Source organism: Pseudomonas sp. Irchel 3F6 (assembly GCF_900187595.1).
Lineage (GTDB): Bacteria > Pseudomonadota > Gammaproteobacteria > Pseudomonadales > Pseudomonadaceae > Aquipseudomonas > Aquipseudomonas siliginis.
Genome location: NZ_FYDP01000001.1, coordinates 1,283,342 through 1,296,881, shown reverse-complemented (window position 1 = coordinate 1,296,881; position 13,540 = coordinate 1,283,342). Strand labels below are relative to the sequence as shown.

At 55.5% G+C, this 13,540-nt stretch carries 11 protein-coding genes and 1 pseudogene; 9 read left to right on the top strand and 3 right to left on the bottom strand.

Features of this window, described 5'->3' with window-relative positions:
• From CKW30_RS05580 to CKW30_RS27455, 4 genes are all read left to right on the top strand, one after another.
• On the top strand, window positions 1-2,512 hold a 2,512-nt coding region (locus tag CKW30_RS05580; RefSeq protein WP_177434190.1), incomplete at its 5' end, for a DUF637 domain-containing protein.
• A gap of 104 nt (window positions 2,513-2,616) precedes the next feature.
• A complete protein-coding gene (locus CKW30_RS05575) occupies window positions 2,617-3,099 on the top strand; it encodes a hypothetical protein (protein WP_237143779.1) in 483 nt (160 codons plus the stop codon).
• A 139-nt stretch (window positions 3,100-3,238) separates the two neighbouring features.
• The gene (locus CKW30_RS27460; protein ID WP_256584165.1) at window positions 3,239-4,180 is read left to right on the top strand and encodes a hemagglutinin repeat-containing protein; all 942 of its coding nucleotides are present in this window, start codon (window positions 3,239-3,241) and stop codon (window positions 4,178-4,180) included.
• A complete protein-coding gene (locus tag CKW30_RS27455) occupies window positions 4,101-5,495 on the top strand; it encodes a DUF637 domain-containing protein (RefSeq protein ID WP_256584164.1) in 1,395 nt (464 codons plus the stop codon). The genes CKW30_RS27460 and CKW30_RS27455 overlap by 80 nt, the downstream gene beginning before the upstream one ends.
• 581 nt (window positions 5,496-6,076) lie before the next feature.
• Here CKW30_RS27455 and CKW30_RS05560 read toward each other — a convergent pair.
• Window positions 6,077-6,496, bottom strand: a complete 420-nt coding sequence (locus tag CKW30_RS05560; protein WP_095180219.1) for a hypothetical protein — start codon at window positions 6,494-6,496, stop codon at window positions 6,077-6,079.
• Between the two features lie 351 nt (window positions 6,497-6,847).
• Between CKW30_RS05560 and CKW30_RS05555 the strand changes: the two genes are divergently transcribed.
• Together CKW30_RS05555 and CKW30_RS05550 are read left to right on the top strand one after the other, a co-directional pair.
• Window positions 6,848-7,303: an Imm42 family immunity protein gene (locus CKW30_RS05555; RefSeq protein ID WP_159894627.1), complete on the top strand. Its 456-nt coding sequence runs from the start codon at window positions 6,848-6,850 to the stop codon at window positions 7,301-7,303.
• 120 nt (window positions 7,304-7,423) lie between these two features.
• Window positions 7,424-7,936: a hypothetical protein gene (locus CKW30_RS05550; protein ID WP_371857529.1), complete on the top strand. Its 513-nt coding sequence runs from the start codon at window positions 7,424-7,426 to the stop codon at window positions 7,934-7,936.
• 54 nt (window positions 7,937-7,990) lie between these two features.
• Here the strand turns inward: CKW30_RS05550 and CKW30_RS05545 are convergent, their stop codons facing one another.
• Complete coding sequence (locus CKW30_RS05545; RefSeq protein WP_095180216.1) at window positions 7,991-9,034, bottom strand: LLM class flavin-dependent oxidoreductase; 1,044 nt, start codon at window positions 9,032-9,034, stop codon at window positions 7,991-7,993.
• A 203-nt stretch (window positions 9,035-9,237) separates the two neighbouring features.
• Between CKW30_RS05545 and CKW30_RS27815 the strand changes: the two are divergent.
• Together CKW30_RS27815 and CKW30_RS27810 are read left to right on the top strand one after the other, a co-directional pair.
• Window positions 9,238-10,278 (top strand): annotated as a pseudogene (locus CKW30_RS27815) (cache domain-containing protein); the annotation flags it as partial.
• Window positions 10,279-10,416: 138 nt separating this feature from the next.
• Window positions 10,417-11,184: a methyl-accepting chemotaxis protein gene (locus CKW30_RS27810; protein WP_370593578.1), complete on the top strand. Its 768-nt coding sequence runs from the start codon at window positions 10,417-10,419 to the stop codon at window positions 11,182-11,184.
• A gap of 140 nt (window positions 11,185-11,324) precedes the next feature.
• Here the strand turns inward: CKW30_RS27810 and CKW30_RS05535 are convergent, their stop codons facing one another.
• Window positions 11,325-11,810 carry a flavin reductase family protein gene (locus CKW30_RS05535; RefSeq protein WP_016775037.1) on the bottom strand — a complete coding sequence of 162 codons (486 nt, stop codon included), beginning with the start codon at window positions 11,808-11,810 and terminating at the stop codon, window positions 11,325-11,327.
• A 323-nt stretch (window positions 11,811-12,133) separates the two neighbouring features.
• Here CKW30_RS05535 and CKW30_RS05530 point away from each other — a divergent pair, with 323 nt between their 5' ends.
• Window positions 12,134-13,540 carry a cytosine permease gene (locus CKW30_RS05530; protein WP_016775036.1) on the top strand — a complete coding sequence of 469 codons (1,407 nt, stop codon included), beginning with the start codon at window positions 12,134-12,136 and terminating at the stop codon, window positions 13,538-13,540.

Below are 13,540 nucleotides of genomic sequence, written 5' to 3'. Positions count from 1 at the left end.
TGTCCATGAACAGGATGACCACACTGTTCAGAAAGCAGCTGAGTTCATCGCCGGCGGCGACGTAAAAACCAGTTCCGGCCGTGACACCACACTGGTCGCGAGCAAAATCAGCGCAGGCAATGAAGCCTACGTCTACGCCGGTAACGACCTCAATCTGCTGGCCGCGCAGAACAAGGACCACACGCTCTACGACATGAAGGAGAAGGGCGGTTTCGGCAACCTGAAACTCCAGCGCGACGAAGTCACCCAGGTCACCCACGTCGGCAGCGAAATCAAGACCGGCGGCAACCTGTCTCTGGTCAGCCTGGGCGACCAGCATTACCAGGTGGCCAAACTCGACAGCGGCAAGGACATCCTCCTCGACAGCGGCGGCGCCATCACCTTCGAAGGGGTGAAGGATCTGCATGACGAGAGCCATACCAAAACCAACAACAACGCCGCATGGGTCTCGGCCAAGGGTCGCGGCAACACCGACGAAACCCTGCGCCAGACGCAGATGATTGCCAAGGGCAACATCGTCCTGAAAGCGGTCGATGGGCTGAAGATTGATATCAAGGATGTGAGTCAGGAGTCCGTCAGCCAGACCATTGATGCGATGGTCAAGGCTGATCCGCAACTGGCGTGGTTGAAGGATGCGGAGGCTCGGGGAGATGTTGATTGGCGGCGCGTGAAGGAGATTCACGAGTCGTTTAAATACGAGAATTCGGGCGTCGGGCCAGCGGCGCAAATTGCCATCGCCATCATGATGTCTTTTGTGATGGGGCCGGCAGGACTGGGCTTGGTCGGCGGTGGCTTCGGCGGCGCATTCGCCACAACCCTCGCTACGACGGGCGTGACAAGCACGATCAGCAACAAAGGGAACCTCGGCGCTGCTTTCAAGGAAACATTCAGCGCCGACAGTCTCAAGAACGCAGCTATCGCTGGCTTCACCGCAGGCATGCTTGATTATGCCGATGCCAATTGGTTTGCAGCGGGGGGCAGCAAAGCCGCAAGTATTCTGACCAGCAGTAATTTTACCGACGTAGCGATCCGAACTGCGGGTCGCGCGGTCATTTCCAGTGGCATCTCTACCACCATTGGTGGCGGTAGCTTTGGTGACAACTTTGGTTCCGCGTTGCTGGGAGAAGCGGGCAGTGTCGCGATGGCGACCGGGTTCAATTTTGTTGGCGATCAAACGATCAAGTTCCCGGAAGGTGGCGTAGTAAAAGTTGTCGCGCATGCGCTGATGGGGGGCTTGCTTTCCGAGGCGATGGGTGGGGATTTTGCTACTGGTGCGGCGGCTGCCGGGTTGAACGAAGCGGCGATGAATGTCCTTGTGAAGTTCGCTGGTGGCAATGATCAGTTGCACTTGATGATGTCGCAGCTAACCGGGCTCGTTGCTGCCGCAGCGGTGGATGGTGATCTGCAGCAGGGTGCAAATATTGCGAAGAATGCCACTCAGTACAACTGGCTGTTACATAGAGACGTTGTCGCGGCGGACAGAGCTCGAGCAGCTTGTGGTTCGGGAGAGGGCGCTCAAGGGTGCCGGGACAATATCACCCGGGCAACAGCGGCATTGGATGCCGAAAGACAACGTGATATGGAGGAGTTCGGGCGCAAGATTCAGCTACAAGCACTACAAGAAGGATGGACGCTTGAGCAATACAATGCCGCCAAGGCCAATTATTTTGCAGGCATTGACCCAAAAGAGCTTACGACTGTTTACCCTCCTTCGCTGGATCCGGGATTTCTGGCCAGAGAAGGGGGTACTAGCGTTCGTGAAATAGTTGCTGCATGGCCAGGTGGAGCAGTCAAAACAGCGGAATCCTTCTGGAATGCCGTCTCATCACCTTTTGACACGATTGGTGCAATCGCAAACGGTATTGGCGGGCTAGCTCTGGGGTTTAAGGATTGGATTACCAGTCCGATCCCGTCGCATACGCTGGAAAAAGAATTTGATAAAGTAGCGACTGCCTCCGCCCAGGAATTGGGTGGTATGGCTTTTGACGCTGTTACCGGACTCTTGACTGCTCACATTGGTGGGAAAGCTGTCGAGTGGGTCGGTGGCAAATGGGTTGCTCCAATTGATCAACCTAAACCAACTATTGAGCTATTTGGAGGTAAGAGCGCTCAAACTCCAGGTGCGCTTAATATTGATATTAGTGGCAGTATCGAATCAGGCGTCCGTGCCGACGCCAGGAACTTACCTCTCAGAGATAACTCCGTGCGAGAAATCGTGGCCAGTAACCCATTCATACCTAAAGGTGCAGGGGGCACTTTCTCCATGATGGACTTTTTGCCTGAGGCGACACGGGTGGTTGAGCCCGGTGGGAAAATATTCATAAACACTAACTCGGCAAATCCGTATGGAAAACTACCAAGTGCAGCCGATCTTGAGTCGGTTGGCGTCAGGGTTATCCAGGATGGAGGTCTAGATGCTCGATTCTCGGGGCACACGTTCCTACGCACAGACGGTAGTAAGATTACTGATCTCCATAGTATGAAAACCATCGTTCTAGAGAAAATAAAATGATAGTTTCAGCGATGTTTGATTCCCTCGTCACATTTGACTGCGTATATGGAGGCTTTGAGCTCGAAAATGGAGTAGTTCGCCTTTATGTCGAAAGAGGCCTAGCCTTGAAAAAGACGAAGTTGGTAACAGCGGCGGATGGCGCTCGGATCGTACAGTGTGATGAAGATGAGTGTCCTAAGGGCGAAAGTATTTTTCCTGTTCATTACATTTACGATCCCGCTAGAGATGTGGAGTATGTTGAATGGAGTCTTGTAAATGGTTTGTTACACGCTCGAAGCGAGGGTGGTGAATGGGTCAGATACGAGAGCAAGAGTGAAGGTTTGCACGCAATGCATGAATATGTGGGTGACTGCTGGCTGGTCTTTTCGGGTGTGAGTGTGTTGAGAAAAGTTATCTATGAATATTCTCTCGATCGAAAGAGTTCCTCAGGTAATGAGTTTGTCGAGGAGTTTATTAGTGGGCCTAAAGTCGATAAGTCGGCAAGTGAGTATTTTCTTGAGGGTGAAATAAACGTTTTGCCTGGGCCAGGATGGATGTCTTTGAAAATTGATGCAGATTCGTTTCATATCGAGATTCCCGACGATTGAAAGAAAAGCGGATAAATGGGGACCGGATAAATGGGGACAGACCACCTTTCGAGAGACAAACGGGGACAGGCCACCTTCAAATTCGCGTCGAGCGTAAAAGCGGCGGTGACCTGCAGCTCGATGCCGTCGCAACATCTATTTGTCCTCGGCCGGAGATGAATACAACGTCGAAACCCATAGCAAGGACGGCAAGAAACGCGTCCATGAACAGGATGACCACACTGTTCAGAAAGCAGCTGAGTTCATCGCCGGCGGCGACGTAAAAACCAGTTCCGGCCGTGACACCACACTGGTCGCGAGCAAAATCAGCGCAGGCAATGAAGCCTACGTCTACGCCCGTAACGACCTCAATTTGCTGGCCGCGCAGAACAAGGACCATACGCTCTACGACATGAAGGAGAAGGGCGGTTTCGGCAACCTGAAACTCCAGCGCGACGAAGTCACCCAGGTCACCCACGTCGGCAGCGAAATCAAGACCGGCGGCAACCTGTCTCTGGTCAGCCTGGGCGACCAGCATTACCAGGTGGCCAAACTCGACAGCGGCAAGGACATCCTCCTCGACAGCGGCGGCGCCATCACCTTCGAAGGGGTGAAGGATCTGCATGACGAGAGCCATACCAAAACCAACAACAACGCCGCATGGGTCTCGGCCAAGGGTCGCGGCAACAGCGACGAAACCCTGCGCCAGACGCAGATGATCGCCAAGGGCAACATCGTCCTGAAAGCGGTCGATGGGCTGAAGATTGATATCAAGGATGTGAGTCAGGAGTCCGTCAGCCAGACCATTGATGCGATGGTCAAGGCTGATCCGCAGTTGGCGTGGTTGAAGGATGCGGAGGCTCGGGGAGATGTTGATTGGCGGCGCGTGAAGGAGATTCACGAGTCGTTTAAATACAGCAACTCGGGGCTTGGCCCGGCTTCGCAGATGATTATTGCGATCGTTATGGCTGCCTTTGTCGGGCCTGCTGCGTTCGCTTCGCTTCGCTTCGCTAAGCGCGAGCATGGGCACAGCCTGGGCCGCAGGCCTCGCCGCTGTGGCAACAGGTGCAGCCACAAATGCCACGACCAGTTTTATCAATAACGGCGGAAACCTTGGAGCGGTTTTCGCGGACGTTACTTCATCCGATGCACTGAAGGGCTATGTGATTTCCGGAGTGACAGCCGGATTGATGGCCGAATACCTGAACCAGCTGACGGGTATGAAATACGATCCGAATACCGGAAAGCTGCTCGGCCCGTCGTTAGCCACGTGGGAGGGCGTCGGCAGATTTGCTGGAAGCCAAATCATCCAGGGTGGCACTTCCGCGCTGATCACCAAGGCAGTCGGCGGCGATGCAAGTGCCGGTGACGTTCTGAAGACGGCTCTGTTCAATACCGTCGCAGCGTTCAGCTTCAACATGGTGGGCGATCTCACGCAGGGCGTTCTGGATGATGGCTCAGCGGGCAAAATCATCATTCATGCGGCGGTGGGTGGGCTGTTGTCGGAGATGACCGGTGGGGATTTTGCGACAGGCGCGTTGGCGGCTGGTGCGAATGAAGCGCTTGTTGGTGAGATGAACAAATGGTTCAAGGGCAATCCCGAGTTGTTGCTCATGGGGTCGCAGATAGTGGGGGTGCTCTCCGCAACTGCGCTGGGCAATACTGATCAAGAGTCATTGGAAAACGCTTCTTGGGTTGCCAACAACGCGACACAGTACAACTTCCTGAATCATCAGCAAGTAGACGATCTCGTCACAGAGTTGAAGGGCTGTAGAGCTAGCGAAAATCCAGCAGCCTGTCGAGAGAAAGTGAAGGATACCTATGCGAAACTGAGCGCGAAAACCAGTGGATCCGAACTGTTCAAGTGCGAGGGTTTCGATCAGTGTAATGGTCAGACGAACGCCGCTGAAGGAGGGACCCTGGCGCTTGAAAACTACGATGCAAATGGCGGGTTAAGTGCTGAAGAGCGAGCGATTGTTCAGGACTTCCAAGACTCGAACCACACGGACGAGCTGAACTCTCACCATAAAACGATGCTGGGTGATCATGCGGAAATCGCTGGGACGATTCTGACTGGAGGGATCGGGGCTGGGAGCAAATTGGTTGGCAAAACCGAGGAGGTTCTGGTTGGTGCAAAAGGTGCGGCGGATATCGGAGCCGTAGACGACGTAGCTCTTCCCGGCTTAGGTTCGACACCAGGCCTACTCTCGTCACCTAGCATTCCATCGGGAGCAGGACTTGGTGGTTTCAAATTTGGACTAAGCGCGGGTGAAATAAACGCCATCAATTCAAAATTTGATGGTTCAATATCGTTTCGAAGCGTGGATACGGCTATTGCAAACGCCAGCAATTATGATGGATTCTTTAATAAGGCTGGTTCAATTATAAGAGATATCGCAGGGGGGGCATCTGTTTGATAATGGGAATAAACGAACGGCTGTTGAGGTTGTGGAGCGGCTAATTATAAGAAACGGTGTCGATGGTCCGCCAAAGCAGGTGATATGGAATGTCGTAGATAAGGTTGCTACAGGGAAATTAACAGATGTTAAAGATATTTCTAACGCATTGAGAGGTCTGGATTGATGTCTTGTGATCCTTCTGATAAATATGCTGCTCGTTTTGGGTTTTTAGATATGAATAGTGTGCATCTGGATGATTTCATTCAGATTATGGAGCTGGTAGCAAAAAAATGCGAAGGATTCTTTATATTTAAAATCGACGGTGAAAGGAAGTCCGATATTTATACTTTTGTTCTAAATGCCTCTTCGCAAAGTAACGTGGTTCTAAGAAAGGACACAGATAATATACGAGAAGGTATGAGGTTTTTTTTCTGCGAGCTTGAAAGAGCTGGAATCTACCTCTGACTAAAGAGTTGGCAGGTTCGGCAGTCGAAAGCTCAGCGTATCTAGAAGTGCGGTGTGTGGCTTCTTTCGGGAATGGTCGGCAGCGAAATCGAGACCGGTGGCAACCTGTCGCTGATCAGCTAGGGCGACCAGCATTACCGGTGGCCAAACTCGACAGCGACAAGGGCTTCGTCCTCGATAGCGGCGGCGCCATCACCTTCGAAGGGGTGGAGGATCTGCATGACGAGAGTCACACCAAAACCAATAACAACGCCGCGTGGGTCTCGGCCAAAGGTCTGGGGCAACACCGACGAAACCCTGCGACAGACCCAGATGATTTCCATAGGCAACATTGTCCTGGAGATAAACGGGGACAGATCACCTTTCAATTCGCGTCGAGCGTATAACGCGATGGTGACCTGAAGCTCGATGCCGGTCGCGACATCAGCGTCGTCGCCATCGCCGAAGCTACCGGCAACCTTACCGCCGAGGCCAAGCGCGACATCAACATGTCCTCGGCCGGTGATAAGCACAACGTCGAAACCCATAGCGAGGACGGCAAGAAACGCCTCCATGAGCAGTACAACCACACCGTTTAAAAAGCTTTTGAATTAATCGCTGGCGGCGACGTAAAACCCAGCTCGGGCCGTGACATCACTTTGATCGCGGGTAAGATCTGCGCAGGCAACGACGTCTACACCGGCAATGACCTGAACCTGCTGGCCGCGCAGAACAAGGACCATACCCTATGCGACATGGAGGAGTAAAACGTGGTCTGTCCCCCGTTTTCAAAATGGCAACGTCCACCGATTTGAAGGGACGAATGGTGGGTTTCACTGGAACGGTAGTACGGGTGACGCCGGCAACCAATTGTCGGCTAGTTATATACCGGCGGCGGTGCAAAAAACGCTAGGAGTAAGATTGAAGTGATTTACGGTGATCCTTTTATATTCTCAATTCAGTTTGATGTCGTGAGGGATTGGAATGATTCAAGTTGTTTCTGGGCAAATGGCTTGTTTTCGTTGTTTGTTTGTGGGGAAAGGCTCCTTGATGTGGTGGATGTAGTCGAGCTTAAAACTGCCGTGAACTTCTACGCAAAAATGGAGTTCGAAAATGTAGAGGAGGGCGATTCGGCGATTTCTGCAAAAGAATTATTTGCTTCCGCGCATCGTTATTTCTTCAAAGGAGAGTCCGCCATTTTAGAAGGCGTGCAAGATATAACGTGCACCTTTTTGGGAGACGCCGGTCTGTTTATTTTTTTTCAAAAAACAGCGCATGCAGACAGACTGGTCTGGAGTAAGGACTTTGGCAACCTTGTCCATGAGGCGTTGCTGCCTCGGGGGGCAGTGGTTGGCGTAATTGAAAGTATTGAAGAGTTGTAGATGTTTTGTGGTAGTTGTAGCGATGCAGGTTTGTTGAACTCGAAGAATCTGGCCGCTACTCTTTGAAAAGGTAAGAAAGAGTTGATTAAAGCCGGACTTTTGCTGCTTTTTATTGTCCTGATGGCAGGCTGCCATTCCAACGTCAGAGACTCTTCCCCCAGTCTATTGAAGGATGGTGTCCAACTTCAGCAAAGAACGGCAACGCCAGATGCACAACACGCCAAAGTCATCATGAAATCGACAGGCTACACATATCCTGTCGAGTGCTCGGTTCGCCGTGCTACAGATCCTGATCGGCGAATGGAAGTGATGGGTACTGTGGTCGATTCCGAGCGGGGTAAGGTATTCGGCTGGATCGCCAAGCTTAACGAAGCGGCCAATAGCGCCACGTTCAAGCACTTCCCTCAGTTGGAAGCGCAAGCCAATGCCGACGAACCCTTCGAAGTGTCGGGGCGTTCCAACGGCATGGGCACCGGCAACACTTATAGCTGCGGGCCGCTGAGCAGTACCTTTACGCCGGAGCGAAGCAAGGTCTACCTGGTGGAGTTTCAGTTTGTTGGGCGGGGTTGCGAGCAGCGTGTTTACGATGTCACCCAGCCGGGCCAGCGCATTCCCGTGATCTCTAAAAACTAAAGCCCCGGACAAGTCCGGGGCCTTTTAGTGGGTCAGAGACCGTCCGCCGAGTAATCAGCGAAACGCCGGCACCACATGCTTGATAAACAACTCCAGCGATTTCTTCTTCTCTTCATGCGGCAAGCTGTTATCACACCAGAAACTAAACTCATCCACCCCCAGTTCCTGGTAGTACTTGATCCGCGGAATGATCTCTTCCGGCGTGCCGATCATCGCGGTCTTGTGCAGGCTCTCCAGTTCAAACTCCGGACGTCCGGCAAACTTCTCTTCCGGACTCGGCGCGAGGAAGCCATTGACCGGGGTTTGCTTGTTGCCGAACCAGGCATCGAACGTGCGGTAGAAACGTGAGATGGCTTTGGCGCCAACTTGCCAGCCGTCCGGGTCATCAGCGGTGTGCACGTGGGTGTGGCGCAGCACCATCAATTGTGGGCGCGGTACGTCTGGGTTGTTGTCCAGTGCAGTCTGGAATTTGTTCTTCAGGTCGAGGACTTCTTCGTCGCCTTTCATCAATGGCGTGACCATGACGTTGCAGCCGTTGGCGACGGCGAAGTTGTGCGAGTCGGGGTCGCGGGCGGCGATCCACATGGGTGGGTTGGGCTTCTGGATCGGTTTCGGCACGCTGGTGGAGGTGGGGAATTTCCAGATATCGCCGTCGTGGGCGTAGTCGCCTTGCCACAGGGCGCGGACCACCGGGACCATTTCGCGCAGGGCCTGGCCGCCGCTGGAGGCGGGCATGCCGCTGGCCATGCGGTCGAATTCAACTTGATAGGCGCCGCGCGCTAGACCGACTTCCATGCGGCCGTTGCTGATCACGTCGAGCAGGGCGCATTCGCCGGCGACGCGTAGCGGGTGCCAGAACGGCGCGATGATGGTGCCGGCGCCGAGGTGGATGGTCGTGGTTTTCGCTGCGAGGTAGGCCAGCAGCGGCATCGGGCTTGGGGAGATGGTGTATTCCATGGCGTGGTGTTCGCCGATCCATACAGTGCTGAAACCGCCAGCCTCGGCCATCAGGGTCAGTTCGGTCAGGTCTTCGAACAGTTGGCGGTGGCTGACGCTTTCGTCCCAGCGTTCCATGTGTACGAACAGGGAAAATTTCATGACGCTACCTCGAGTCTTTTGTAATTGGCCGGTCGTGTGCGGGCCTGTCGAACTGACGTGAACGCGTTGCGCTCGCGAGTCTTCTCACCATTCAAGCACGCCTTCGAGGACGGCTGTTCGGTTGATTGAATATTGGTATACCATAATACGGAATATCCGCAAAATATTTCTGACCGACACTTCGAACAAGGAAGGCGCAAGCAATGAACATAAAACAAAAACTGACTTTGGCGTTTGCGGTAATCGCCAGCCTGCCGGTGTTACTGGTGGCAGCGCTGATCATCCTCAATGTCCGCGATGGCGCGCGCGACACCTTTACCGACAGCACCGGGCGCGAAGTGCGTCAGGTGGAAAACGCGATGCAGCTGTTTTTCGAGGGCATCAGCCAGAACGTTGCTTACCTGGCCGAGCATCCGCAACTGCAGAGCATCGACACCAGCCTCAAACGCTACCTGAGCAGCGACGCCGCGCAAGTGCCGCTGGGGCCGCAGGATCAACAGCTGTTCAAGCTGTTCGACGGTCTGGCCAAGGCGCACCCGGCTTACACCTATCTATCTGTCGGCACCGAGCAGGGTGGTTATCTGTTCTGGCCGGGCGATGCGAAGTTGGCGAACTACGATCCGCGCACCCGGCCCTGGTACAAAACCGCGATGGCCAATCCCGGCAAAACCCTTCGCTCCGAGGCCTATTACTGGGCGGCGGATGACGTGGTGCTGGTGAGCACCGTGCGCAGCTTCAACAACCAGTTGGGCAGCAATGCCGGCGTGGTCAACATCGATGTGTCGCTCAAGCAATTGACCGACCTGGTCAAGCAGATCCGCCTCGGCGAGAGCGGTTATCTGATGTTGATGGAAGCCAACAACACCGTGCTGGTCGACCCAAGCGACCCGGCGCACAACTTCAAGAAACTCAGCGATCTCGGCGACGGTTATCAGCAACTGGCCGAGGCGGGCAAAGGCCTGGTCGAGGTGCAACTGGCCGGGGAGGATTACATGGCGCTGGTCTGGCCGTCGCAGGCGTTGGGCTGGCGGTTTGTCGGGTTGGTGAAAGCCAGTGAAGTGATGGCCGGGGCGACGCGTTTGACTTGGCTGATCGGCGCTATCGCTGTGGTTTGCGCGTTGCTGTTTGCGATGGTCGGTGCGTGGTTTGCCGGACTGATGGTCAAGCCGATTCGTGGTGTCGCCAGTGGTCTCGAAGGCATCGCGCAAGGCGAGGGCGATCTGACTGCGCGACTGGAAGTCCGTGGGCAGGACGAAACCGCGCAACTGGCGGGCTGGTTCAACCAGTTTCTCGAAGCGATTCGTACGTTGATTCAGCGCATCGGCCAAGCAGCGGGGCAGATTCACAGCAGCTCCGGCAGCGCCACCGAGGTCTCGGCGGAAATGGCCGACGTGGCTTCGCGTCAGCGTGAGGCGGTGGACATGGTTTCTACGGCGTTTCACGAAATGGTCGCCACTTCCAACGAGGTTGCGCGCTCGTGCAGTCAGGCGGCCGACTCGGCAGACAACGGTCAGCGTCAGGCTCACACCGGGCAGCAGCAGATCGATGCGGCGGTGAGCAACGTCGGGCGCTTGAGCCAGGAGATCGGCCACAGTGCCGAGTCGATGCAGCAACTGGAACAGGACAGCAACGACATTCAGTCAATCCTCGGCACGATCCGTTCGATTGCCGAGCAGACCAATCTGCTCGCGCTCAACGCCGCCATCGAAGCCGCGCGCGCCGGTGAACAGGGCAGGGGCTTTGCCGTGGTCGCTGATGAAGTTCGCGCGCTGGCCAAACGCACTTCCGACTCCACCGGTGAGATTGACGCATTGCTCGGCAATCTGGCGCGGCGCACCCATCAGATGGGCAAGCAGATGCACGCCAGCCTTGAGGTCTCGCAGGAAACCGTGGTGTCGATCAACGAGGCGCGAGCGAGTTTTGAATTGATCCGTGAATCGGTCGACGTGATCCGCGACATGAACACGCAGATCGCCACGGCGGCGGAGGAACAGCATCAAGTGGCAGAGGACATCAATCGGCACATCAGCCAGATTCATGGCGATGCGCAGTTGGTGGCGAGCCTGGCGGATTCAACTCGCCAGGATGCGCAGAACCTGACGGCGTTGTCGCAGACGTTGAATCAGTTGGTGAGCCGGTTTAGGACCTGACACGGTCGCCCAGGCAACACCAAAACCTGTGGGAGCGAGCCTGCTCGCGAAGGTGTCGGGTCAGTCAAAAATGTAACAACTGACCCATCGCATTCGCGAGCAGGCTCGCTCCCACATGGGATATCCGAGATCTGGTGAAATCACGCCACAACCGGCAACGCACCCATCTTGCCATGGCAATACACCAGCGGTCCGGCGACCTGCTCGGGGACGATCAGGTTCTTCACCGCGCCGACCATGATCGCGTGGTCGCCACCTTCGTATTCACGCCACAACTCGCACTCGATCACCGCCGTGGCATTGGCGAGGATCGGGTTGCCCAGTTCGCTCAACGTCCACTCGATGCCCTGCGCCTTGTCCTTGCCTTTGCGCGCGAAGGCATAGGCCTCGCTTTGCTGCACGCTGGACAACAGGTGAATCGCAAAGCGTTTGTTCTTGATCAGCACGGGATAGGAGTCGGAGCTGTAGTTGGGGCAGAACAGCACCAGCGCCGGGTCCATCGACAGTGAGCTGAACGCGCTGGCGGTCAGGCCGACGATCTGGCCGTCGTCGTCCAGCGTGGTGATGACGGTGACGCCGGACGGGAACGAGCCCATGACTTGTTTGTAAATGGCAGCATCGATCATTGGGTGGTCCTCGGGTGGTGTGACGCGGTTTTTATGGTTTGTAGGTCTGATGGTATACCGTAATACATAACTTGCAAGAGCTTTTCTGGTGAACCGATAAACGTGCCACTTTCGTCGGAAAGTCAGTGTTTACGGGGCTTTCAGCTAGCCGGTCAGGGGTGGGATCAGCGAGGATAGCGGATCAGAGAGCGACAGAATCAGCGGATCAGGCTTGTGCAAAGTTTGGAATACCATAATATGGTCTGCATCTGAGGGGCGACCCAAGAGTCCTCCCGGTTTGGCTTCATACAAAGATAAAAACAGACAAACTCGAGTTCATGCATATGTCCCAGATGTCCCGGCAAGATCCGTTGATCGAGAATCATACGGTCGATTACGTCCCACTCGCGGAACGCCACGGGAAGGCCCGCGATCTGTTCACTCTTTGGTTCAGCACCAACATCGCGCCACTGCCCATCGTCACCGGCGCCATGGTGGTTCAGGTGTTCCATCTGAATCTGTTCTGGGGGCTGCTGGCGATTGCGCTGGGGCACATGATCGGCGGCGTGGTGATTGCGCTGGCCTCGGCCCAAGGCCCGCGCATGGGCATTCCGCAAATGGTCCAGAGTCGCGGTCAGTTCGGCCGTTATGGCGCACTGCTGATCGTGTTCTTCGCGGCGCTCATCTACATCGGTTTCTTCATTTCCAACATCGTGCTGGCCGGTAAATCCATTGTCGGCATTGCGCCGTCAGTACCGGCGCCGCTGAGCATTCTGATCGGCGCGCTGGCCGCCACGGCGATCGGTGTGATCGGCTACAACTTCATCCACACCCTCAACCGCATCGGCACCTGGGTGATGGGCGGCGCGTTGCTCGCCGGATTCATCTACATTTTCGCCCATGACTTGCCGGCAGACTTCCTGACGCGCGGCAGTTTCAATCTCTCCGGCTGGCTGGCGACGGTGTCGCTGGGGATCATCTGGCAGATCAGCTTCTCGCCGTACGTCTCCGACTATTCGCGATATCTGCCAGCAGACATCGGTATCGCCAAACCGTTTTGGGCGACTTACTTGGGCGCGACGCTGGGCACGATTCTGTCGTTCAGTTTTGGCGCGGTGGCGGTACTGGCGACGCCGGAAGGCACTGAAGCGATGGCAGCGGTCAAGCAGTCCACCGGCTGGCTGGGGCCGATTCTGATGGTGCTGTTTCTGCTCAACATCATCAGCCACAACGCGCTGAATCTGTATGGCGCGGTGTTGTCGATCATCACCTCGATTCAGACCTTCGCCAGCCAGTGGACGCCGAGCATCAAGGTGCGCGTGGTGCTCTCGAGCGTGATCCTGGCCGGATGCTGCGTGGTCGCCCTCGGTGCCTCGGCGGATTTCATTTCCGAATTCATCGGACTGATTCTCGCGTTGTTGCTGGTGCTGGTGCCGTGGGCGTCGATCAACCTGATCGATTTCTATCTGATCAAGCGCGGTAACTACGACATCGCCTCGATCTTCCGCGCTGACGGCGGGATTTACGGGCGCTTCAACCTGCACGCGATCATTGCCTATTTCATCGGCATCATCGTGCAGCTGCCGTTTGCCAACACCTCGCTGTACGTGGGGCCGTACGCCAATCTGGTGGAAGGTGCCGACCTGTCCTGGCTGGTCGGTCTGGTGGTAACGGTGCCGCTGTATTACTGCCTCGCAACCCGTGGTCAGGCGCAGCAGAGCAGGGCGGCCAGGCTCGGCTATACCGACTGA